The organism is Photobacterium atrarenae (assembly GCF_024380015.1).
In the GTDB taxonomy this organism is placed as follows: Bacteria; Pseudomonadota; Gammaproteobacteria; order Enterobacterales; family Vibrionaceae; genus Photobacterium; species Photobacterium atrarenae.
In genome coordinates, this window is sequence record NZ_CP101508.1 from 1,611,237 (window position 1) to 1,634,399 (window position 23,163).

Consider the following 23,163-nt stretch of genomic DNA (forward strand, 5'->3'; position numbering starts at 1 on the left):
AAAGGCTTAATCCGCTTGCGCGGTTTTAGGCCTGTTCAGGACCGGTCGCTAGAGTTTATGTCCTTGGTAAATGCTTGAAAAGTCTTTCCTTTGAAATTCTTTCGCTAATTCCTGTGGGTAAAAGCGGACTTGGGTTAGTCGGTCCAGTGGCAGCCATTCATAGCCAACTTGATAATCATCGGGTTGGCTTGCTGCATTGTTGAGTTGTAGCATGTGGGCTTCAACAAAGATTTCAACCTGGTGAAAGTCGGGTGGGCTGAAGGGGACCGGGCTGCGCGCGGCGATGAAATCGCGAATACAGAGCACATCTCCCATCCGGGCTTCGGCCCCGAGCTCTTCTTTTAATTCACGATGGAATGCATCTTCCAGGGTCTCGCCATGTTCAATACCACCCCCAGGGGTGATGTACCAGATCCCTTTATTATCATGGTGTTTGCACAGCAAAATGTGACCTTGGTTATAAAATACGGCACGAACGGATATTCGAGGTGTCATTGGTAACTTTTTCCCCTGTCTGATCAATGAACTGGCAGATCACGCAAAAAACCATGATTTTTGAGTGCAACGAGCCGCATAATTATGTAAGCTTTCCTCTACTAACAAAGCTAATCTACTTTTAGCATATAAGAAAGAATTCTGGCTGGGTTACTTTATCTGAGCGATAACAAAGTGCTGTAACAGTACGACAACCATCTTCTAGACGTGTAGAAGCTCAGGAAAAAAAGTAGCACGGAAGCTGCAAATAAAAGCACTCAGTAAGCGGCGGTTCGCTGCCGTTTGCTGAGTGCTACTAAAATCAGCGTTCCTTTTCTATTCCCCTAAATTCGTCCCTGCGACGGAATAATGCTCAATACTTCTTCTGTTTCAGCACCGGCTTACTCTGGCGTGATCTCAACCAGACTGCTTGGCAAAACTCACGACAAAGTTGGTGATTTGCTCAAGGTCGTTGATGTCCAGTTGTGGCAGTTCAGTGTCAGCAGCGATATTGGCAGCCACAGCGATGATGTTTGGATCATCCGGGTGAAGCCAGGGTTTCCCTACCTCTCGGCGGTGCAATTCAATTTTCGGGAAGTTGAGTTGCTTGAACCCTTCCACCAGGATCAAATCGAGTTGAGTCTGATCCAACTGGGCGATGAGTTGGGGCAAGCTGGCTTCGGCTTCAGGTGTTTCCGTGATCAACGCATTGCGATAACGAGAGGAAATTAGCATCTGGCAGGCGCCGGCTTTGCGTAACCGGTAGCTGTCTTTGCCTTCTTTATCAATATCAAAATTGTGGTGGGCATGTTTGATTACAGCGACGCGAATACCACGTGCGACCAGCTTGGGCAGCATGGCTTCCAGCAGGGTGGTTTTGCCGGTTCCGCTCCAGGCGGCGAAACCCAGCAGCGGCAGGGTTGCATTCATTTGACTCATGATGGTTGTCCAAATGTCTCGAGTTCTTGCGGTGTGTTGAGGTTGATAAACGCGCGGGGCTGATCGCTGAAATCAACCGTGATCATCTTGCATTGGCGATAGAGCAGCGTGATCTTGCGGTCGCCGTCGTCGAGAAACTGCTCCAGCTTGGGCAAGATTCGCCGGTTCATCAGCGTGACCACAGGCTGAATGTATTCCCCGTCATGGGCGACGGCAATATCGGTATCGGCCTGACAGGCTGACGCCATCCGGGTGACCAGATCGTCCGGCAGGTTGGGGCAGTCACAGGGGACAAAGCCAATCCACTCCGCATCCAGGTGATGCAGGGCGGCGTGTATGCCCCCGAGCGGCCCCGGATAGCCCTTCAGATGATCGCCAAAAACCCGTCCATAGGCTTGATAACGAGCCTGGTTGCGGTTGGCATTGATACTGATCGCCTTGGTTTGTGGGGTGAGCGTCTCCAGAATATGCTCGATCATGGCCCGTCCGGCCAGCGGGACGAGCCCTTTATCATTGCCGCCCATGCGGCTGGCTTGGCCACCGGCCAGAATGACCCAGTGCGTATTGTCAGGCGTAGGCATGCTCATGTTGTTCCTCTCAACGAGCTGTAAATCTGCTCGTTCTTTTAATTGTGTGTCTGAAATGGTCCTTTGGCGACGGCGAAGGGCGGTCAGGGCATTTTGCTGATGGCTGGTGAGTACCAGACCTCTGCTACGTGCCACCAAATCTCGGGCAATTGCGACCCGCGAGTGCTTACCGCCGGATAATACGGAAACGTGCTCGTCCGCCAAGGTTTCTAACCCTACCATACGTAGGGCATTAATGGCTTCTATTCTGCACTGTTGTCAGTGTCTAGAGGTGAATTTCAGACTATCACTGACGTTATAACAGGAGAGCTCGGCATTTTCAGTCTTTCTGCCAAAAAGTTTGCGCTGACGATACAACCGGCCATTGCTGATGAGCTTTAGGGGAGGCCTGTAACCTAAAACAGGTCAAAATAATAAAGGCATGAATGATTCATGCCTTTATTATTTTTGGAACCAACCGAGACAGTGTGTTGTGACAGACCATGATATTGTGATTGACATAGCTTTCGCATCTTTTGGTTAGCAGAGATTCAGCTACAGCAGAATAAGTCCCATTGCCAGAATGGCGGCAGCCGTCAAAACAGTGCGGCGGATAATCCCCATATGGGTTGGTACTATCATTTCAGTATGATTCATAGCAGCTCCTTGTTGTTATTAAAAAACCTTAGCGGTTGATTTAATGATAGTCGGTTTTTGCTAACTTTGTAAAAAAGATGTTAATTTTCAATCTGGTATACGCCACTTTGATTGTCTGGTATTTCCTTTGACGCAGTGTGCAGACTAATAGTGGGGGATCAGGAGCTGTTGACCGGCAAAAATCATCGAGCCGGTCAGATCGTTCGCATTCATGATCCGGGCAACGGTGGTATTGTTGCTTTCGGCCAGTTCACTCAGTGAATCACCGGGCTGAATGTCATGGATGATAAATTTTTGCTTCACATACTCACCACTGAGTCTGTTGTTATAAAACGTTTGACGTGTGTGGTGGGGCAGTAAAATCTTGTTATCTCGGTTGGCATGGGTGTGGCCGCTCAGGTATCCCGGATTCAGTGCGTACACGGCCTGGCTGTCGAGACCGGCGTGGCGGGCGATCAGCTCGAGAGTCACCCGGTTGCGAACGACCACTTCGGTCAGCACAGGTTGCGGATGTATTTCGAGCAAGGGCAGATTGTGCTGGTGGCGTTGTTTAATCAAGTCGGCCATGGCAAGCAGTTTCGGCACATACAAGCGGGTTTCCTTGGGGAGCTTGAGTGCCCAGAAGTCGGTGGATTTCTGCTGGGCACGGTTGCGTTTGATGGCCCGCCGGACCCGGCCTTCTCCGGTATTATAGGCTGCAATGGCATGGAGCCAGTCCCCCTTGAACTTGTCATGCAGATACTCAAGTAGATCCAGAGCTGCAGTGGTGGACGTGACAATGTCACGCCTGCCATCGTATCCCTTTAGATATTCGAGACCGAATGTTTTTCCGGTCGGGATAGTGATTTGCCATAGCCCGGCGGCGCCACGGTGTGAGTAGGCTTTGGGATTGAATGCACTTTCAACAAATGGGAGCAGTACCAATTCAAGCGGCATGTTACGTTGGTCAACCTGCTGGTAGATGTAGTAGAGAAACGGTTCAGCTCGTTTGGTGACGGTATCGAGGTGGTGCGGGTTGTCCAGATACCAGCGTTTATAGTAACGCACACGTTTGTCGTCCGGCACCGGTAGCTGAAAGGACTGGCTGAGGATCTCCCATAGATCATTCGGTCGCCGGGGCAGCATATCTTGCGCGGTGGCGACGGTTTTTTCTTTTGCTTCAACGGCCTGTATCGGTGTCGTCGGGATCACACAGTGGTGTCCCAGAGATTCGAAGAGCGGGTCATCGAGGTGTAACGGGTCCGTTTCAGAAGAGGCGGTTTGCTCTACGAATTGTAACCCTTGGCAACCTGTTAGAAAGAGAGAGATAAAGATGATTGCTCTGTACTTCATAAGCATTTCTTCCACTGAAAGAGCCCACAAACTTGTGTCGTCTGACCGAACAGAGTGTGACTTCTAGCCACAAAAAAGTGATAACTTCATATATTTATAGCAGCAAAATAGTGACAGCATCGAGCAGTGTTCAGAGATTAAGGCGGATCTGCATCGAGTTTCTTACAATTGAGACACTTTGCCATCCCAGCTGAAACAGAGGAGGTGTTTCAAGCGACGGGTTGCCCATGTATTACACTTAGCCATGTTCATTGCCGGAATTTTCGGTAGTTGTCGCCGGACAAAGCGGAGAGAGTGAAGATGGCTGAGTCTGAATTTCCTGCAGGCACCGTCCTGAAAATTCGTTGCAGTACCTACTGGCATTACGGGATTGCAGATGGGGCTGGTGGGGTTATCCATAATTCCAAGAAGCGCCGCCAGGTGCAGTATGATACGTTGGCCGCATTTGCTGAGGGGCGGGCGATTGTGGTCAGTGACATTACCAGCCCGCATCCGGCGCTGGCGTATCAATACGCGCTGAAGCAGGTGGGTCGTTCCTATAATCTGTTAAGCCAGAATTGCGAACAGTTCGTTCGTGAAGCACATGGCCTGTCGGTCGAGTGTACTCAGTTTCAGCAGTGTCTGATCGCTTTTGCCGGCGGCTATATTGCCCTCAACGCCCCGCTGCCGGCGCTGAGAATGGCCGGGATTGGATTGTTATTGGGCGCTGTTACCGCCCCGAGCGAGCAGCGACCGTATCGTCGCGCCGTGAAAGGGGCCAGGCTGGCCGCCGCAGGGGCGATGTGGCTGGCCCACTGGGCCAAAAAACTGACGTCCTAGGCCGTACTCGGGCAATATCGATTCGTGACGATTAGATCTCCCCCACAGAAATCATCTCGCCGGGCAGGTATGTTAATAAAAAGTAATTGAGTAATTACACTAACCAGGTGAGACTTCTGTGACGATTTTCATTGAACGTAACCATGACATGCCAATAGATGAGATTACTGCGCTGTCAGAGCAAATTGCCGAAGAGCTTGAACAAGAATACGGGCTGAGTTGGTCCTGGCAGGGTAACCGCTTGATGATCCGCCATGCCTCGGCCAGAGGCTTTCTGTTGTCGGAAGAGGGGAAGGTGACGATTGAGCTCAAGCTGGGATTTGCCGCCAGCCTGTTCTCCACTAGTATTGAGAGTCATATTTCAGAGCGGCTCGACCGGATGCTGCTGGTCAGTTAATCCACTTTGCCTTTCAAGGTACTTTTCGAGTAGGGCCGAAGGCTTGGCCCTGGTTTTCCCTTTGTCCTCCCGCCGCTAATCCGCTGCTTTACTAATTTTTGATCCAGCCCACGATAAATCGTTGTTTTAGTAAGACCATTCTAATTGAAATTCTTATTCTCTAGTTAAGCAGTCAGGCAATACCCACTGGCTGACACAGTTGTCATAGAGATACGGAGGGCAGATTTATGGGCATTTTTAAACAGACTGCGGAAGAATCCAAGAAAGAACAGATTCGGGACGCAATGGTCTACAACATCTGGTTGGCCGGTTTGGGCGCTTATGCCAAAAGCACAGAAGAAGTGAATCAACTGTCAGATAAGGGCAAGAGCTTGTTTGATGAGTTGATTGAGCGCGGTCGGGCGGTGGAGTCGAAAACCAAGGAGCGTGTTCATACTGCAAGATCGCAAACCTCGGTTGCGATTGAAGAGCGGGTGCACACCATGGTGCAGAAACTGATTGGCGTGGATAACGATCGCCTGGATCGGGTTGATGACAAGATCGATCAGTTGACAGCCAATATTGAGGCTTTGCTGGCGCGCCAGGGAGCGGCGCAATCGGCTGCAAAGCCAGCGACTAAGGCTGCGGAAGAAAAACCTGCAGCTGCGCGCACGCGCAAAACCAGCGTGGCACGACGCAAACCAGCTAAGGCTGCAACACCGGCAGCCAGCAAGGAGTCGGCAAAACCTGCCGCAACTGCCGCGAAGTCGTCGTCAACGACCTCATCGGCGCCAGCTGCAGCGAAGGCTGATGATAAAAAATCCGCGGCGGATTCATGACCGCGTCTTGCAACCGACAGTGGCACCTGAACACGATAGGCACCGAGTCCCAGCAGTTTTCGGTGATTTGAATAACTCTTTTAATCCAGCGTTGAAGCGCGGAGGGAGATGACTATGAGCGATAACACAGTAGTAAAAGCGGCTAAAAATGTCGTGGAAAGCGGTGAAGGGATTGCACGTAACATTTGGCTGGCAGGCTTGGGTCTTTACAGCCGCAGCCTGGATGAAGCGCAGCAATTGAATGAAAAAACCAATCAAGCATTTGAGGAGCTGGTTGAGCGCGGCAAACAAGTTGAAACCGAAGCGAAAGAGTGTATCGGTAAAAACGCTGAGAAAGCCACCGATGAGGTTGAAGCGGGGATGAACGATCTCTTCTATCGTCTCAGTGGTGTGGATCGCGACAAGCTGGAGCGCATGGATGAGAAAATCGACAAGCTCACAGCAGCGGTCGAGAAATTGGCAGCGGCAGAATAGCTGCTAATGCAGAGTTATCACTTTAATGCCAGTCAGATCAATAGGTAACTCTGTCAGGTAAATGGCCGACCCAGTCAACTGGTTGTTTACCTTTTTAGGTTGCGCGTGGGCCATGCACGCGCACCTTTTTTCCGTTGAGGGGCGAGAGAATTACCTGTTGATGAGCTGGGAACGCCGCATCAGGAGCAGTCAAATCAGTGCTGGTTTATTTGCCGAATATTGACCAGTACGGATATTACATTCTAAATTTGTTACTGAAATGTAATAAAGGTGGCGCTTATGGATAGTTGGCGAAATAGGGCTTTCAACAAGGTTTTATTTCGAATCATGCGGCAGCGGCTTGCCAATTGCCATTCTACCGAAGAAATGCGTGATTTGATTTTAAGTATTGATAATTATGGGGCTTTTATATCATCTCCCCGAGGGATGGAGGTGATCCCGACTAAGTTTGCCGACGTGTCGTGTGACTGGGTCAACATGCCGCACAGCAATGGAAAAAAAATCATTCTCTACTTTCACGGTGGCGGGTTTTGTTTCCACAGTCCGAAAATTCATAATGCCTTTTTGGCGCGTCTGGCCAATGCGACCAAGTCTCGTGGCTTGATGGTGAACTACCGCCTGGCGCCGGAAAACCCATACCCGGCTGCGCCGGATGACTGTTTCGCCGTGTATCGGGCCTTGTTGCTGAAGGGGTATCTGCCGCATCAGATCATTCTTGCCGGGGACTCAGCCGGCGGAAACCTGGCGATGACGACGATGATCCGGATCCGGGAGGCGAATCTGCCGCTGCCGGCTGGCGCGATTCTGATGTCGCCGGTATCTGATATGGCTGTCACGGGTGAGTCAGCCTTCAAAAAGTGCAAGGATGATCCGTTTTTTGACCTCAGTACGTTGCTGCTGATGCGCAACAACTATATCGGCTCGCAGAATCCCTGTGATCCGGATATCTCGCCTTATTATGCCGATCTGCATGGTCTGTCGCCGGTCTTTATCACCGCCGGTACGGAAGAGTTGTTGATGGATGATGCGCTCCGGCTGGCGGAGAAGGTGGCGGATGCTGGCTGTGATGTGACCATTAACATCGTGAAAGGGGTACCGCACGTCTACCCTTTGTTCTATCAGCTCAGCGAGGCTCGGGAGGCGATTAAGCTGATGGCTGAGTTTGTTCTCGAGCGGTACAAGCAAGCCAAACTGGAGCACAAAGAAGCCTGCTAGCCCAGGGCGGCAGGCTTGCTGGCTTTCCCGATGATTGGGCTGCTTGAGCTGGACATATTCTACTTTCGTAACTTCTCCTGTTTACCGTAAAGCGTTGACGGTATTGTCTGTTTCGTCGTGTTTTGGCTGGCCTCGGGTTGTGATGCCCGGGATTTTCGCTATTCTCTGTGCACTATCTTAATTGGATTGTACCGTCTTGAAGGAGTCAGTGATGGAATCGCAACAACTGGAGTCATACCTCAATCAGTTTCCGGGCGCACAAGCCAGCTATCCATTTGGTCCGGAAGCGCTGGTGTATAAAGTTTGTGGAAAAATGTTTGCGCTGGTGGGGGAGCATCAAGGTGAAGCACGGGTGACGGTAAAGTGCCAGCCTGCCGATGGTGAGCTGTTGGTGAGTCAGTTTCACGGCATCGTACCTGGCTACTACATGAATAAGCGACACTGGATCACCATTTCATTGGCGAGCGATGTCGATGCAGCCATGGTGTGTGATCTGGCAGAGAAGTCTTATGCGCTGGTGGTCAGCAAGCTGAAAAAAGCAGACCGGGAAAGCCTTGCAGTCGCTGGCGTATAGACACGCCAGCGAGGAGCAGAGTTAGAAGTTATACGTGAGGCTGACCGGGTTTTCGATATCCTGAATGGTGGACTCCTGGCGCCCTTCGTATTTCGCCAGCACGGCATATTTTCCTTTCGAAACTTTCACCGTGACCTCGTTGCCTTGACCGACCGGCTGTCCGTCAAGGTAGAACTGCGCATGTTTGTTGCTGACTAAACGAATATCAAACGACTCCACACCCACTTCTTTGACGATCTGGGCGTCGATTTTCTCGTCGTACTGGACAAACAAGTTCAAGCCGACCTGATACTCGACATTGCCTTCGTAGTCCATGGTTGCGGCCATCACCTTGAAGTTGTTGGTTGAGCTGGTGATGTCAATCTGGCCAAAACGGTTCTCAATCGCATCGTTGATCAGCTTGGATGTGGTTTGTTTGCTTTCAAAACAGGCACGGATGGACTGGTAAGGCGAGCACTGGAGCTTACCGGACACAGACATCGGCACCGGATTGGCAAACTCCGCTTTCAGACGTTCTGTAACTGTGCTTCGAATGGCCTGGAGCTTGTCGTTATAGGCTTTCTTCGACTCGCGCAATGATCCGTTGAGCTGATCGATCTTATGGTTCAGTTGCTTAATCTGGGCAGTATTTACAATGATCTGTTGCTGATTTTGTTTAATTGCCTGCGAGGCCTTCTTCATCGCCCCAAAGTAGAAATCGGTCTTCTCACCACTGCCGGATAGCATCTCGTCACTCAGTTTCTGCTGATAGTCCAGGTACAGCTGCTTATCCCGGTTAATCGCGGTTTTCAGATCTTTGTTTTGGGTATTGAGTGAGAAAATGGTACTGCTGACTTTAGTGAGCTCTTTTAGCTCAGTGGTGTTGTTGTACTGGGCTTTGAGCGCCTTAACCTGCTCGGCTTCGCTGTCGTTGAGTAACGTTGTACCATGGCTGCTGAAAGACAGCCCAAGAGCAGCCAGAAGAATAGCTTTCTTAAACATGGGGTGAATAACCTTTGGCAAATATTATATGCAGACATGCCAGGTTGTTTTGTATTTGTGCGACACATCTTAATCAAGCATTTACTGTAATCACAAATGTGAAAAGATGCATGCTTTTTATCTTCAATTGCTGAAAAAATAATACATGAATCAAGTTTTTATCTGTGTTTTCTCGGTGCCGGGTGAGGAGAGATGAATAACGCCATATGAAATAGCGTTATTCATCTGTTGAACCGGACAAAGCGGCGACCAGGCTAGCTGACCAGTTCGTCCAGCAGGTCCTGGTGGGTGTAGAATGGGGACTGGGCTGATTCGGTCAGATAGGGCTCGACCATGGAAATCAACCGGAGTACCCCGGCTCGGATCAGATCGCTTTCACTGTATTTGTCATCCAGTAAAGTTTGGTAGTTGAGCCAGTTGAGGCTCACCAGCAGTAAGTTATCTGCCAGCAGCGGCAAGCTGGCCTGGTCGCACTTGAGTTTGCCTAAGCTGATCAGGTGCGTGAGCATATCTTTACTGAGATGACGCAGTTTGAGGATCAGTGAACGGATTTTTCGCTTGATTTGCGGGCTTTGGCTGTTGAGCGTTTCTAAGTTTCTGAACAAGAACCGGTAATGGGTAAACAGCGCCATAATGGTATGCATGAATGGCCAGTAGTCATTGAAGTCTTTAACCTGTTTCGGATACTCGTTACTCAAAGTGACCACGGAGTTTTGCAACTCGGTCACCAGGGTAGCGATAATCTCATCCTTGCCCCGAAAGTGGTAGTACAGGTTGCCCGGGCTGATCCCCATTTCCGTGGCAATAATCAGGGTACTGACCTGGGCGATACCGTCACGGTTAAAGAGTTCAAGGCTGACTGATAAAATCCTGTCACGGGTTTTCATAGAAACTTCCTTGTAGTTGAACCTGTTGTCGGCGGGAGACTAGTCCTCTGTCTCCAGTTGCGGCAGCTTGTCACACAAATATTGATATTCGCTTTGCATCTGCTGCTTGATGTCGTCGCAAATGAAGGAGACCAGCGTGCTGCCGACCAGAGGGACCGAAGAGGTCACGGTGACTGTTACTTCATTGCGCGCGGCGATCCCTGGGGTGTTGCCCGGTTCACTGAACAGCATCTTGCCGTTGATGGATGCCGGTACGCCAATCAACTCGACCTCCATGTTACACAGCAGTTGCTCATTTTCCTGCCAATGCCAGCTTTCTTTCTGACGAACGGTATTAAAATCACCAAGGAAGCGCTTGAGCATTCCCGGAACATTGGCCGGGACGTCCCGTTGGGTTTCAACAATAAAGCCGTCATCGGTTTCTTCGAGCTTGAGGATCCGGGTGTTGCGGGTACCGAGCTGCTGATACTTTTCCAGGATGAGTTCTTCTTCACTGAAATAGCGTAGCAGGGTATCCAGATCTTCCTTGTATTCATGTATGGCAGTGACTTGCATGAGCGTTTCCTTCCGTTGACTGGTTTCAATCCGGACCTGCACGTGGTGCAATGCCCTTTTGTTGTGCTGGTCGGATGACTTGTTTTTAGTGTGCACCCGGACGCACAAAACACAAACTTCAGCCCTATGAAATATGGGATGGATCAATATTCCACCTGGGTATTTTGGTGATTTAGAGCAATTGTTCACAAAAGTTAGGTTGGGTTTATGAAACTTACATTGTCAGGACAAGCTTGAAACGTGTCAGCTCAAACCCGATTGGCCATTATGATGGCTTAACTTCTGTCTTGTTACGGCTGGCGTACCGATTAATAGCGATCCTGCGAGATCGGTCTTGAGCGATGATTTTAAATTGCTATCAAATTGACTGGGGACGCAGCGAATCATTGCACCGCTGGTGGGAATCCAGCACAACCCATTCTAATGCACTATAACTAATTGAATTGTTCTTCATATTCGACCAATGTCGTATACAATTAACTTATAACCGTATGAAAACAATGTTATAAATAGCTTATCCAGACAAAGAGGGCGGTTTTATGCTTTTCCCATATCGAAATATTGTTGTATTAACCGGCGCGGGGATCTCTGCGGAATCGGGCATCCGGACCTTTCGTGATCAGGATGGGCTATGGGAAAATCATCATATTGAAGATGTTGCGACGCCAGAAGGTTATCGCCGTGATCCGGCGCTGGTGCAGGATTTTTATAATCAGCGCCGACAGCAATTGCTCAGTGGTACAGTGGCACCAAATGCCGCGCATCTGGCGCTGGCAAAGCTGGAGCAGGAGCTTGACGGCAAAGTGACCATTGTCACTCAAAACATTGATAACCTGCATGAGGCCGCTGGTACCCGAAATATTATTCACATGCATGGTGAGCTGCTGAAAGCGCAGTGTAGTCAAACCGGCCAAACCGTCAACTGGCAAGGTGATATTTCCCTTGATGATCACTGTCACTGTTGTCAGATGCCGGCACCGATGCGCCCCAATGTGGTCTGGTTTGGAGAGATGCCCATCGGTATGGATCGCATTCACGACGCGCTGCTTGAAGCGGATCTGTTTATTTCGATTGGCACTTCCGGGGCGGTGTATCCGGCGGCTGGGTTTGTCCATGAAGCTGCGATGCATGGCGCGCACACCATTGAACTGAACCTCGAGCCGAGCGAAGTCGAAGATGAATTTGCCGAGAAGCGCTATGGTCCGGCCTCGGTGATGGTTCCTGAGCTTGTCGACGAGCTGCTCGGCAAGAAATCATAGCTCCAAAAAATAATAGCTTCGCACAGACAAAGAAAATCGCCCGCTGTTGCGGGCGATTTTGGTTCAGGATTGGACAAATTTAAGCTTGGCCTGCCATTTGACCCGAATGAGATCGTATGCCCAGTTAAATACCATCGCATAGACCAAGAAGAACACGACCACGCCCAAATCCAGAATCAGCACGGCCCAGAAATCCAGTTGCAACACCCACATCAACAGTGGGATTGTGACCACCAGTAATCCTAGCTCAAACCCGAGTGCGTGGCCGGCTCTCATCTTCAGGGGGCGCGCGATACGCTCATGGCCAAAGATTTGATCAAACATCAGGTTATAGAGGTAGTTCCATGCCATCGCAATCAGCGAAAGGGCGAAGCCAACCCCGCCGACCATGGCCGGATCATGACGGGTAAACAGGCTGGCACCCAGCATCATGATGAGCAGGGCGAAACACTCAAACAAAATCGAGTGGAGGATACGCTCCTTGATTGACATTGCTTTTTCGGCGGACATGTTTTTTTCGAGTGATATAGTTTGATTGACTGACATCGTTTTTTCCTGAATTCGACTGAATTGTGACACCTGATGTCCGTTAATTTATCGACTGTTATGATAATATCTAGTTAGTTAATATCAGAATATTTGATGGTATGTATAGTCTCGATCAGCTACAGATGTTTGTCACAGCCGCCCGGCTGGGTTCTTTTTCAGCTTGTGCCCGCCAGTTGGGGAAAGTGCAATCAGCAGTGAGTCAGGGGATTTCGAACCTCGAAATCGATCTCAATGTGGCATTATTTGACCGCTCGACCCGCAAGCCAACCCTGACCCTTGAAGGCAAGCATCTGCTATCGTTTGCCGAAGCCATCTTGCAGCAGCAAAAAGAGTTGGGGAGCGCTGCTCGGGCACTGAGCAAGCAGGAAGAAAGCCAGATCTGTATTGCAGTAGATGATCACTTGCTGAAGCTAGCATTTTTCAACCTGATGGCTGAATTTTCCCAACAGTTTCCATCAACTTCGGTGACCACCATGACGGCGGCCAGTGTGGATATACCAACCTTGATCCGAAGCGGTCAGGCTAATATCGGGCTGATGATCAGCGACTTGACGATCCCGCAGGATGTAGAGATCCGCTATATCGGGAACCTGCGCTGTCTTCCGGTTGCCGCGCCCAGCCATCCGTTAGCTGGTCTCGAGTCCGTGAGGCCATCGGATCTTATCCCGCATCGGCAGATACTGATTAAAGGCGGTAAAGGGATCGCCACGGTCCATCAGCAGCCGCTCTCGGCGCGCTTTTGGTACGCTGATGATCATCGTACGGTACGCGGTTATATCGCACATGGCCTGGGCTGGACGTACTTACCTGAGCACAGTGCCGATGAGATGATTCAGGCCGGTTTGGCAAAAGCACTGCCAGTGACCTTTGATCAGAAAGCCTGGACGGTTCCGGTGGAGTGCCTGCAACCGAAAGGGCAGACCCCGGGGCCGGCCTTGCAGTGGCTCAATCAGGCGCTGAATACGCTGTTGCCGGGCTAGGGTGGTAAGAGAGGATGGTTTCTCGCATAAAAAACTCGGGCCTGAAGCCCGAGTCTGAAGTCATTTTCGAGGTTAGATCTTACTGGCCAGCTTTGAGTTTCTGATAGTACTCTTCGTACAGGGTGTTGGCGCTGCCGACATTGTTTTGCCACTCACCGGCATCCATCACCGCTTGTGGTGGATAGATGTTGGTATCGTTGACAAACGAAGCTGGCAGGAGCTTTTTGGCGCCTGCAACTGGGGTCGGGTAACCGATTTCCAGCGCAATTTTCGCAGCATTTTCCGGACGCAACAGGAAGTCGATCATCTTGTGGGCGGCTTCAACATTTTTCGCGGCTGCCGGAATGGCCAGGCTGTCCATCCAGAAGATCGCGCCTTCTTTCGGCCAGACGATCTCAACCGGTGCCCCTTCCTGGCGTGCCATATAGGCTGAACCGTTCCACAGCATGCCCAGAGAGGTTTCACCGGCCATGTATGGGTTTGCCGGGTAATCTGAGTTAAACACCAGCACGTTCGGCATCAGCTTCTTCAGCTCTTCATATGCGGCTTTGATTTCTTCCGGGTTGGTGGTGTTGGCCGAATAACCCAGTTTGCGCAGTGCGATATGGAAGAACTCACGAGCATCGTCCATCATCATCAGTTGGCCTTCCCATTTCGGATCCCACAGATCAGCCCAGGCGTTGATCTCAGACTTGTCCATCATATCCGTATTGACGCCAATGCCGGTCGCGCCCCAGATATAAGGGATGGAATAATCGTTGTTCGGATCAAACGGCTTGCGCATAAAGTTTGCGTCCAGCTGTTCGAAGTTGGACAGTTTGGACTGATCAATCTTCTTCAGCATGCCTTCGTTACGCATTTTTGAGACATAGTAGGTTGAAGGAACCACCAGGTCATACCCTTCACCATGTGTCTTCAACTTGGCATACATGGTCTCATTAGACTCATAAGTTGAGTAAATCACTTTAATGCCCGTTTCTTTCGTAAACTGCTCCAGTACCTCTGACGGGATATATTCTGACCAGTTGTAGAAATACAGTTCGTCGTCTGCTGCATTAGCCATGCCGGAAAACATCGCCAGGGCGCAGACACTGCCGGTCATTAAAGAAGACCATTTGTTCATTGTTTTATGCTCCAAATTAACAGGAATGTTGAGAGTATTCTCCGGCGTCTCGCTTTGTAACGGGTGGGGTTACAAAAGGTGGTTCCGCCGCTCCTAACTTCGTTGTCATTGTGGAATGAGTCCAGACAATGACGTTAACATACTGAGTTATCAGGTGGGAGATTATAGCAGAAGTGGGTTAAAACGCAGGAGGTGAATTGTTTCAGCATGCGCTATCTGTCGGCAATGTAAACAGAATGGTCAGAATTAGGTGGCTTCGCATGGTCGAGGCGCTGAGCGTGTAATAACAGGCAGCCGGATGGCTGCCTGTGGTGGGGATTATTCCCCGGCTTTGAGTTTGAGGAAGTAGTTCTCGTAGCGAATGTTCATCTCGCCCACAGCATCCTGCCACTCACCGCGATCCATATCCTCCTGTGGCGGGAACAGGGTCGGGTTGTCTTTGTATTTGGCGTTTGAAGCCTTGATCGCTGTTAAGTAGCCGGTATCTTCAGAGATCTTGGCGGCAATCTCAGGGCGCAGCAGGAAGTCAATCATCTTGTGGGCGGCATCGACATTCTTGGCATTTTTCGCAATCGCCAGGCTGTCAACCCAGAAGATCCCGCCTTCTTTCGGCCAAATCAGTTGAATGGGCAGACCTTCACGCTGCGCCGCCGCGGCTGAGCCGTTCCACAGCATGCCCAGGCCAACTTCGCCGGCAAGGTAGGGCGCTGCCGGGTTATCTGAGTTGAACACCAACACGTTCGGCATCAGCTTCTTCAGCTCTTCATAGGCTTCATCGATCTGCTTTGGATCGGTGGTGTTGCCGGAATAGCCCAGCTTGCGCAACGCGATATGGAACACTTCGCGGGTGTCGTCCATCAGCATCAGCTGGCCTTCCAGTGCCGGATCCCACAGATCGGCCCAGCTATCGAAATCAGCCGGATCGTACATGTCGGTGTTGACCGCCAGGCCGGTCATCGCGATTACGTGGGGGATCGAATAATCGTTCTTCGGGTCGAATGGCTTGTCCAGGTAGTTGCTGTCAAGCTCATTGAAATTCGTCAGCTTGGATTTATCGATTTTCTGTAACATGCCTTCATCGCGCATTTTCGCAACGAAGTAGGTTGACGGTACGACCAGGTCATAACCTTCCGGGTGCGCTTTTAATTTCGCGTACATCGTCTCGTTCGACTCGTAAGTCGAATAGATCACTTTAATCCCAGTTTCTTTAGTGAACTGTTCACGAAGCTCCGTAGAGATATACGGCCCCCAGTTCATAAATACTAATTCCTTGTCATCTGCATGGGCAACGTTGGTAAACATTGCCGCGGCGCATGCAGTACCGGTGAGAAAAGCGGACCATTTTTTCATTAGATTATCGTCTCCAAAACCCGTTTAGGGTGCTGATAAAAAACAAGTGGCCGGATGGGGCCACTTGCTCCGTTGATTGGCATGAAGCCAAATTACAAAATTACTTTATTTTTTCCCGAGCCAGCAGCTGGGAGCTGATCACCAGGATCAAGGATACAATCAGCATGACCGTCGCCAGGGCGTTCACTTCCGGGGAAATCCCCACTTTGACCATGGAATAAATCTTCAGCGGCAGAATCTCATAGCTCGGCCCGGTGACAAATGAGCTGACAATGACATCATCCAGTGACAGGGTGAAGCTGAGTAGCCAGCCGGCAGCCACCGCCGGTTTCGCCAGTGGCAGGATGATTTGTTTCAGGATTACCCACTCACTGGCGCCCAGATCCCGGGCCGCTTCCAGCATTTTGACATCAAACCCTTTCAGGCGGCTATAAACCGTCACCACCACGAATGGCAGGCAGAAGGTAATGTGTGACAGCAGCAGGGTTAAAAAACCCAGCTCTGCACCGATGAGGATAAACAGCGCCAGCAGGGAGATCGCCATGACGATATCCGGAGACATCATCACCACAAACAGCATGCCGTTGACGAAGCTTTTGCCGCGGAACTGGTAGCGGAACAGGGCCACGGCAGTCAGGCTGCCGATCACGGCTGCTGCAGTTGCCGAGAACACTGCGATATTCAGCGAATGCCAGGCGGCCTGCATCAGGCTGTCGTTGCTGATCAGCTGCTCGTACCATTTGGTGGTAAACCCGCCCCATTTCATGCCGAACTTGCTGGCATTGAAGGAGTTCACAATCAGAATGATGATCGGGGTATACAGGAACGCATACACAACCGTCATCAGGCTGAATTTAAAAATGCGTCCCATTATTCCAACTCCACTTTACGGTTTAACAGCTTGCCGGCCCGGTAATAGGCATACAGCATGACGGCCATGGCAATGGTCAGCGCAATACTGGTTGCCGCGCCGAACGGCCAGTCACGGGCGTTGAGCACCTGGCTCTTTATCACGTTCCCGATCAACAGGTTCTTCGCACCACCCAGAAGATCCGCAACATAGAACATCCCCAGTGCCGGCAGTAGCACCAGCAGGCTCCCGGCGATGATGCCCGGCATCGTGAGCGGGAAAATCACCTTCACAAACGTCTGGAACTTGCTGGCGCCCAAATCGCGTGCGGCTTCAATGTAGTTGTGATCCAGCTTTTCAATCGCGGAGTACAACGGCAGCACCATAAACGGCAGCAGAATGTAAACCAGACCGATCATCACCGCATACTCGGTGTACATGATGCGGATTGGCTTATCAATAATATCCAGGTAGAGCAGGGTATTGTTCAACACGCCGCGGGTTCCCAGCATGATCTTCAGGCCGTAGGTCCGGATCAGGGAATTGGTCCAGAATGGTACAATCACCAGGAACAGCATAAACGGCCGCCATTTCACCGGCATTTTGGCAATCGCGTACGCAAACGGATAGCCAATCAGCAGGCAGAGCAGGGTGGCCACCAGCGCCATGTAGAACGAATGCAGCATGACCTTGGCATACAGTGGGTCGAACAGCCGGATATAGTTCTCCAGCGTGAATGTCAGTTCGATCAGGTTCGCATCATCCCGGGTCAGAAAGCTGGTCCCGATAATCATCAGGTTCGGCATAAAGACGAACAGCACCAGCCAGCTGACGATCAGCGTGATGATGGTTGTCTGCAGATTAAGCTTCTTGTTCATCAGCCAATACCACTTCCCAACTATCAACCCAGGTAACAGCGACTTTCTGATCAAGCGAGTGGTCTACATCCGGATCATCTTCGTTGAAAAATTCGCTGACCATGACAGAGAGCCCGGATTCCAGTTCAACTACAGAATCCAGTGTCATCCCTTTATATGTCCGCTCACGGACGTATCCGATCATGCCGTTGGCTGAATCACCATTGTTCAGCTCTTCCAGGCGGATATCTTCCGGGCGCAACAGCACCTTGAGCTTATCGCCGTTGTCGACGGGCAGTTTGCAATGCAGCTTAGCCGGGCGGCCTTCCAACTCCGCGAGGATTCGCTCATCATCCAGGCGTTCTGTGACGGTTGCGTCGAAGACATTGATCTCGCCAATAAAGCGCGCCACAAACAGGTTTTTCGGTTCTTCGTAAATCTCTCGCGGGGAGCCATCCTGCTCGATATGACCGTCGCGCATCACGATAATGCGATCAGACATCGACAGGGCTTCTTCCTGGTCGTGGGTGACGAAGATAAAGGTGATCCCCAATTTACGCTGCAGTTGCTTGAGTTCGATTTGCATCTGCTTACGCAGTTTGTAGTCCAGCGCTGAGAGGGATTCATCCAGCAGTAACACTTTCGGTTTATTGACCACGGCGCGGGCAATCGCGACACGCTGCTGCTGACCACCAGAAAGCTGATGCGGTTTACGCGGGGCAAATTGATCCAATTGGACCATGCGCAGTGCTTCCATCACACGTGGCTCAATATCGCGCTCGGCAACTTTTTGCATGCGAAGGCCAAAGGCAACGTTGTCAAACACCGTCATGTGCGGAAACAGTGCATAACTTTGGAAAACCGTATTGACGTGTCTTTGTTCAGCCGGCAGGTCTGTGACATTTTGACCGGCAATCACCACCCGGCCGGCATCAGCATTTTCGAAGCCGGCAATCAGTCTTAATACGGTGGTTTTACCGCAGCCAGAAGGACCCAGAATGGTAAGAAACTCACCATCATTCACATTCAAATCGAGACCAGTGATGATTTGTTTGCCATCAAAGCTCTTACTCAGCCCTTGGAGCTGAATCACCGGTGCTTTCGTTGTTTCTGCAGCGTTCAATTGTACGTGATCTCCGCTTTGGGGTTTCATTATATCCCCCAACTCGTTGGATGAATTTAGGGGGCGCATGATAGTCGCCTAAACGTGTAAATTAAAGCGTTTTTTCATGGTTTTTTTAGCACTGATTTGTTGCTGATACCGTCTATTTCTGGCAGATGGGATCAGGCTTATCTTCTATAGCATTTTTTGAGTTCACCTTGATGACAGCGGCGTCTCAATTTCAGGTGAAAAATTCGGAGTATTTGGTTGTTTTCAAACCCGTCTCTCAAGAAGGATTGCCGATAGACCTGAACAGAGACGGTGTGATGCGGCCACGATTCTGACGGTTTTCCGGCCTTACGATTTTTATATCTTTCTCAGCTGTCGTACAATCACGCCTTTATGACTCTGCAAAAAGTTGATGAATCAGAATGAACAATAAAACTTTCCATGTTGGCGGCTCAATTGAGAAAGCGATGAAAGGAGACGCAGAACTTCAGGCGGTTGCCGTTCTCCAGGAAGCCTGGAAGGTCACAGCCAAACATTTTTTCTCTTTCTTTCCCGCAATTGTTGGCTTGTTCCTGGCTCAGGTTGCTTTGCTGATGTTGGGGTTGCAAGTTCAGCTGGGCGATCCCATGGTTTTCTTCGATGCCATTATTTCCGGTGAAATGATCACCCCGGAGATCATTCAGGCAGGCTACATGGCCAATTTTTGGTCGGACGTGCTGAGTGCGCCGCTTTATGCCGGCCTGAGTTTGATGGCCCTGAATCATGCGGTGGGCTTGCCAACCAAACCGAGTCATCTGGTCAAAGGTTTTCCGTTCACCCTGGTTTCCGTAGTGACTATGCTGCTGACCTCGTCGCTGCAAGGGGTGGGGAGCGCGATTTTCCCGTTTATTGGTCTGTTTTTGTCGATGGCGTTCAGTATGGCCATTATTCTGGTGTGTGAAAAACGGGTGAGTCCACTGAAAGCGATTCAGTACTCCGTGGTTGCAACCGTGCGGAAGCTATTGCCGTTGACGGCGATCTTCCTGGTGATTCTGATCCTGATTTCCCTGTCGTTTGCGACGTTCGGCCTGGGCCTGATCTGGACTGTGCCGTTTTTCTTTAATGTGAAAGGCATTATTTACCGCAACCTGTTCGGCATTACGCTTCAGGTGAGCAATATGAAGCCGGGCAGTGGTGACGATAACTCAAAACAAGAAGAGACAAAGGTGTTTAACGCGTGATCCCCCAGAAAACAAAAACAATTATAAGAAAGAACACTTGGGTGGCGCTACTTGCCGGGCTGACAGCCTGTGGTGAGACGCCTCCTGAAATCACACCGACAACCGCCAGTGACTCCCTTAGCGCTGTTTATGAAACCAAGCCGGACTTTGGTGCTATAACGGATATTCAACAGCGTAAAGCCGCTTTCTTTGATTACTTGCGACCGGCCGTCGCATTTGAGAACCAGCGGATTGAAGGTGAACGCCAGTTCCTACTCGATATTCAGCAACAAATGGATGCCGGACAAGTACCCGACAGTCGCGCGATGGCTCAGGTGAACGAGTTGTCCGAAGCTTATATGGTGACTCTGGATGGTGATGGTGTCACTCAATCCTGGTTGACGCGGATGTTGAAACGGGTTGATGTGCTGCCGGAAAGCCTGGTCCTGAGTCAGGCCGCCAATGAATCCGGGTGGGGCAGGTCACGCTTTGCTATTGAAGGGAATAACTATTTTGGCCAATGGTGTTATCGTCAGGGCTGTGGTCTGGTACCGTCCAGTCGCACCGATGGTGCCAGCCATGAAGTTGCGGTGTTTGCCTCTCCGTATTTATCGGTGAAGGCGTATTTTATGAACGTGAACCGGAACCCGGCTTATGCCGAGCTACGCGACATTCGAGCCTTACAACGCCAGGCCGGCCAGCGTATCGAAGGAAAACGACTGGCGGAAGGGCTACACCGTTACTCAGAACGAGGTCATGCATATGTTGATGAAATACAGTCCATGATCAGACATAACAATCAATATTGGCGCCAAGGATAAAGGATGAAGTTAGCCCACTGGCTATTGGCTGGCGTATTGGCCAGCACGACGGTTTATGCCCAGGATGTCTCTGCGCAGAATATCGAGCTCCGTTATAGTTCGCTGTTTGGCAAGCTGAAGCAAAATGTAAAAGAAGGTCATGACGATGTCCGAATCGCACTGTTCCTGCTGGATCAAAAAACAGGCGAAGTGTGTCGGATCCACCATGGCTCCATGCGAAAGGAAAAGCATTATGAAGAGCTGGTGATTCCGGACAACCAGGAACTTCGGGTGCCGATCGACAATAACCTGCGTCAGGCCAACCCGGATGTGACCTTTGTGATTGATGACGGTATTACCTGTGACATGTCGATGCAGGTGATCGCCAACAATACGTTTGAAACACAGATCAGCCAGGCCGATATTGCAGCCCTGACGCCCCAGATGGATCAACTGCTGGCTGATTTGGGCGGGATGTTCTCCAGCTGGTTTATGCCGGAAGTGGGGGGGGTCGTCGTGCATTTCGATCAGGATACGGTGGAGGCATTGCAGACTTCCAAGGGCAATACGATCGCAGTCAACCAGCACAAAGCGGTGATCAAATTGGCCGAACTGTCTGAAGGTGAAGTGGTTTCCCTGCCGGTGCCGGCGGTGAAAGTGACGCCTTGGATCCCGAAATCTAACTAAATGTGCTGTGCTCTTTACATACAGAACGGCCCGGGCAATTGCCCGGGCCGTTTGTTATCGCTTCATCCTTCTGTTTTATGCCAGCACTTGTTGCATCTCGGTTTTGATGCTGTCGGACTGGGTGCAGAAGATGGCTTGCAGGTTATCGCCAATTACCAACACTTCCCGGGCTCCGAGTTGTTTAATCTGCTCGATATCGGCTTGCTTGATATCCAGCAGTGAGACGCGCAGGCGGGTAATACAGGCATCCACATGCTTGATGTTTGCTTTGCCGCCCAGAGCGCTGACCAGGTTTTCGGCCAGCTCAGAGCCAATCTCCGCAATCTGGCTGACCGAGCCGGATTCTGATTCGCGTCCGGGAGTCATCAGGTTGAGTTTGGTGATCAGTAGGCGGAACACGGTATAGTACATCAGTGCCCAAAGCGGACCGATGATGATAAACAGCCAGGCGTTTTGCGATAATGGGTAGTAAATCAGGAAATCGATGGCGCCATGAGCGAACGTGACACTGTGGTGAATATCCAGTGCACTGACCAGCGCAAACCCTATCCCGGTGAAGATACAGTGGATCACATACAGGACCGGCGCGACAAACAGGAATGAGAACTCCATCGGCTCCGTGATCCCGGTCAACCAGGAGGTCAGGGCTGCAGAGACCATGATCCCGCCCACCAGCGCACGCCTCTCCGGCTTGGCAGAACGGTAAATTGCCAGGCCAATGGCCGGCAGGGCCCACATCGAGTACATATAGCCACCCGCCAGATTCCCCGCGGTCGGGTCGCCCGCCAGATAGCGCTGGATCTCGCCTTTAATCACCGCCCCGGTTTCCGGGTTAACGTACTCGCCAACTTCAAAGAAGAAGGGCACATTCCAGATATGGTGTAGCCCAAAGGGGATCAACGCCCGCTCGACAAAACCGTAGATACCGAAGGCCAGGGTCGGACTTTGATAGGCTGCCCAGTGGGAAAAGGTGTCGATCATATTGCCGATAGGTGGCCAGACGTAGCTCATGAACACCCCGAGCGCGATTGCTGTCACGCCGGTGATGATTGGAACAAAGCGCTTCCCGGCAAAAAAACCGAGGTATTCCGGCAGGCGGATATTATAGAAGCGCTTGAATAAGACCGAAGCGATAGCCCCGATGATAATCCCGCCAAATACCCCGGTGTTGATGGTCGGAATCCCGATGACACTGGCGGTTTCGATGCCGTGGAGTTTAGCCATCACGCCCATGGTCGCGGTCAGAATGGCAAATCCCACTGTCGCTGCCAGCGCGGCAACCCCATCGTTATCACTTAGTCCCAGCGCGACTCCGATGGCAAAGATCAGGGCGAGGTTGCTAAATACCGCATCGCCTGACATGGCCATAATGTCTGACACGATGGCGGGGAGCCAGGAAAAGTTTGCCGAACCGATCCCAAGTAGCAGACCGGCAATCGGTAATACGGCAACCGGTAACATCAGTGACCGGCCGATTCGTTGTAACAGACCAAAAGTAGAGTTGATCATCATTATCGTCCTTGTAGTAGTGGTGCTTATGTTCACTACTTACTGTACGGAATATAAATCTGGCGAAAGTAAGGTATGGTTATGGCTTTGTAAGAGGACGCTTACAAAGCCATTCAAAATTGATCTTTTTATGCCGGAGATAATTGATAGAATGAAATTTATAAAATATGTTTGTTGTTTGTTCAGGTGATTTAACTCGGC

At 50.8% G+C, this 23,163-nt stretch carries 24 protein-coding genes and 2 pseudogenes; 11 read left to right on the plus strand and 15 right to left on the minus strand.

Annotated features, from left to right (window positions below; translation table 11 throughout):
• Positions 1–48: 48 nt before the first annotated feature.
• The 5 genes and pseudogenes from NNL38_RS07645 to NNL38_RS07665 form a co-directional block, all read right to left on the minus strand.
• The gene (locus NNL38_RS07645; RefSeq protein ID WP_255390417.1) at positions 49–495 is read right to left on the minus strand and encodes an NUDIX domain-containing protein; all 447 of its coding nucleotides are present in this window, start codon (positions 493–495) and stop codon (positions 49–51) included.
• 405 nt (positions 496–900) lie between these two features.
• A pseudogene (gene mobB / locus NNL38_RS07650) lies at positions 901–1,413 on the minus strand (molybdopterin-guanine dinucleotide biosynthesis protein B); the annotation flags it as partial.
• A complete protein-coding gene (gene mobA / locus NNL38_RS07655) occupies positions 1,410–1,994 on the minus strand; it encodes a molybdenum cofactor guanylyltransferase MobA (protein WP_255390592.1) in 585 nt (194 codons plus the stop codon). The gene mobA and the pseudogene mobB, both read right to left, overlap by 4 nt.
• Positions 1,995–2,000: 6 nt before the next feature.
• Positions 2,001–2,249: pseudogene (locus NNL38_RS07660) on the minus strand (ABC transporter ATP-binding protein); the annotation flags it as partial.
• A 531-nt stretch (positions 2,250–2,780) separates the two neighbouring features.
• A complete protein-coding gene (locus NNL38_RS07665) occupies positions 2,781–3,968 on the minus strand; it encodes a transglycosylase SLT domain-containing protein (RefSeq protein ID WP_255390418.1) in 1,188 nt (395 codons plus the stop codon).
• 300 nt (positions 3,969–4,268) lie between these two features.
• On the opposite strand from NNL38_RS07665, the gene NNL38_RS07670 reads away from it, so the two are divergent.
• The 6 genes from NNL38_RS07670 (at position 4,269) to NNL38_RS07695 (ending at position 8,265) form a co-directional block, all read left to right on the plus strand.
• A complete protein-coding gene (locus NNL38_RS07670) occupies positions 4,269–4,787 on the plus strand; it encodes a lecithin retinol acyltransferase family protein (RefSeq protein ID WP_255390419.1) in 519 nt (172 codons plus the stop codon).
• A gap of 118 nt (positions 4,788–4,905) precedes the next feature.
• Positions 4,906–5,184, plus strand: coding sequence for a polyhydroxyalkanoic acid system family protein (locus tag NNL38_RS07675; RefSeq protein ID WP_255390420.1), 279 nt, complete (start codon positions 4,906–4,908; stop codon positions 5,182–5,184).
• Between the two features lie 227 nt (positions 5,185–5,411).
• The gene (locus NNL38_RS07680; protein WP_255390421.1) at positions 5,412–6,002 is read left to right on the plus strand and encodes a phasin-related domain-containing protein; all 591 of its coding nucleotides are present in this window, start codon (positions 5,412–5,414) and stop codon (positions 6,000–6,002) included.
• A 114-nt stretch (positions 6,003–6,116) separates the two neighbouring features.
• Positions 6,117–6,476 carry a phasin-related domain-containing protein gene (locus NNL38_RS07685; protein WP_255390422.1) on the plus strand — a complete coding sequence of 120 codons (360 nt, stop codon included), beginning with the start codon at positions 6,117–6,119 and terminating at the stop codon, positions 6,474–6,476.
• Between the two features lie 366 nt (positions 6,477–6,842).
• Complete coding sequence (locus NNL38_RS07690) at positions 6,843–7,691, plus strand: alpha/beta hydrolase (RefSeq protein ID WP_255390593.1); 849 nt, start codon at positions 6,843–6,845, stop codon at positions 7,689–7,691.
• A gap of 211 nt (positions 7,692–7,902) precedes the next feature.
• Positions 7,903–8,265 (plus strand): MmcQ/YjbR family DNA-binding protein, encoded by a 363-nt coding sequence (locus tag NNL38_RS07695; RefSeq protein WP_255390423.1) that lies wholly within the window; start codon positions 7,903–7,905, stop codon positions 8,263–8,265.
• A 21-nt stretch (positions 8,266–8,286) separates the two neighbouring features.
• On the opposite strand, the gene NNL38_RS07700 is transcribed toward NNL38_RS07695, so the two are convergent.
• The 3 genes from NNL38_RS07700 to NNL38_RS07710 form a co-directional block, all read right to left on the minus strand.
• Positions 8,287–9,246, minus strand: coding sequence for a hypothetical protein (locus tag NNL38_RS07700; protein WP_255390424.1), 960 nt, complete (start codon positions 9,244–9,246; stop codon positions 8,287–8,289).
• 254 nt (positions 9,247–9,500) lie between these two features.
• On the minus strand, positions 9,501–10,133 hold the full coding sequence (locus NNL38_RS07705; protein WP_255390425.1) for a TetR/AcrR family transcriptional regulator: 633 nt from the start codon (positions 10,131–10,133) through the stop codon (positions 9,501–9,503).
• Positions 10,134–10,172: 39 nt separating this feature from the next.
• The gene (locus NNL38_RS07710) at positions 10,173–10,688 is read right to left on the minus strand and encodes a DUF2505 domain-containing protein (protein WP_255390426.1); all 516 of its coding nucleotides are present in this window, start codon (positions 10,686–10,688) and stop codon (positions 10,173–10,175) included.
• A 539-nt stretch (positions 10,689–11,227) separates the two neighbouring features.
• Here NNL38_RS07710 and cobB point away from each other — a divergent pair.
• The gene (gene cobB, locus NNL38_RS07715; protein WP_255390427.1) at positions 11,228–11,947 is read left to right on the plus strand and encodes a Sir2 family NAD+-dependent deacetylase; all 720 of its coding nucleotides are present in this window, start codon (positions 11,228–11,230) and stop codon (positions 11,945–11,947) included.
• 63 nt (positions 11,948–12,010) lie between these two features.
• Here cobB and NNL38_RS07720 read toward each other — a convergent pair whose 3' ends face one another.
• A complete protein-coding gene (locus tag NNL38_RS07720; protein WP_255390594.1) occupies positions 12,011–12,439 on the minus strand; it encodes a PACE efflux transporter in 429 nt (142 codons plus the stop codon).
• 155 nt (positions 12,440–12,594) lie between these two features.
• On the opposite strand from NNL38_RS07720, the gene NNL38_RS07725 reads away from it, so the two are divergent.
• On the plus strand, positions 12,595–13,476 hold the full coding sequence (locus NNL38_RS07725) for a LysR family transcriptional regulator (RefSeq protein WP_255390428.1): 882 nt from the start codon (positions 12,595–12,597) through the stop codon (positions 13,474–13,476).
• Between the two features lie 79 nt (positions 13,477–13,555).
• On the opposite strand, the gene NNL38_RS07730 is transcribed toward NNL38_RS07725, so the two are convergent.
• From NNL38_RS07730 to potA, 5 genes are all read right to left on the minus strand, one after another.
• A complete protein-coding gene (locus tag NNL38_RS07730; protein WP_255390429.1) occupies positions 13,556–14,599 on the minus strand; it encodes an extracellular solute-binding protein in 1,044 nt (347 codons plus the stop codon).
• A 318-nt stretch (positions 14,600–14,917) separates the two neighbouring features.
• Positions 14,918–15,949 (minus strand): extracellular solute-binding protein, encoded by a 1,032-nt coding sequence (locus NNL38_RS07735; RefSeq protein ID WP_255390430.1) that lies wholly within the window; start codon positions 15,947–15,949, stop codon positions 14,918–14,920.
• A gap of 100 nt (positions 15,950–16,049) precedes the next feature.
• Positions 16,050–16,820 carry a spermidine/putrescine ABC transporter permease PotC gene (potC, locus tag NNL38_RS07740; RefSeq protein ID WP_255390431.1) on the minus strand — a complete coding sequence of 257 codons (771 nt, stop codon included), beginning with the start codon at positions 16,818–16,820 and terminating at the stop codon, positions 16,050–16,052.
• Entirely contained in the window at positions 16,820–17,677 is an 858-nt protein-coding gene (potB, locus tag NNL38_RS07745; protein ID WP_255390432.1) for a spermidine/putrescine ABC transporter permease PotB, read from the minus strand. Before potB ends, potC begins: the two co-directional genes overlap by 1 nt.
• On the minus strand, positions 17,661–18,779 hold the full coding sequence (gene potA, locus NNL38_RS07750) for a spermidine/putrescine ABC transporter ATP-binding protein PotA (RefSeq protein WP_255390433.1): 1,119 nt from the start codon (positions 18,777–18,779) through the stop codon (positions 17,661–17,663). Before potA ends, potB begins: the two co-directional genes overlap by 17 nt.
• Before the next feature lie 410 nt (positions 18,780–19,189).
• On the opposite strand from potA, the gene NNL38_RS07755 reads away from it, so the two are divergent.
• Genes NNL38_RS07755 through NNL38_RS07765 form a run of 3 tightly spaced genes read left to right on the plus strand, consistent with a single transcriptional unit; the run spans position 19,190 to position 21,453 of the window.
• Positions 19,190–19,987 (plus strand): hypothetical protein, encoded by a 798-nt coding sequence (locus NNL38_RS07755; protein ID WP_255390435.1) that lies wholly within the window; start codon positions 19,190–19,192, stop codon positions 19,985–19,987.
• 41 nt (positions 19,988–20,028) lie between these two features.
• The gene (locus NNL38_RS07760; RefSeq protein ID WP_255390436.1) at positions 20,029–20,787 is read left to right on the plus strand and encodes a glucosaminidase domain-containing protein; all 759 of its coding nucleotides are present in this window, start codon (positions 20,029–20,031) and stop codon (positions 20,785–20,787) included.
• A gap of 3 nt (positions 20,788–20,790) precedes the next feature.
• On the plus strand, positions 20,791–21,453 hold the full coding sequence (locus NNL38_RS07765) for a DUF2987 domain-containing protein (RefSeq protein WP_255390437.1): 663 nt from the start codon (positions 20,791–20,793) through the stop codon (positions 21,451–21,453).
• A gap of 75 nt (positions 21,454–21,528) precedes the next feature.
• On the opposite strand, the gene ptsG is transcribed toward NNL38_RS07765, so the two are convergent.
• Positions 21,529–22,962 (minus strand): glucose-specific PTS transporter subunit IIBC, encoded by a 1,434-nt coding sequence (gene ptsG, locus NNL38_RS07770; RefSeq protein WP_255390595.1) that lies wholly within the window; start codon positions 22,960–22,962, stop codon positions 21,529–21,531.
• Between the last annotated feature and the right edge of the window lie 201 nt (positions 22,963–23,163).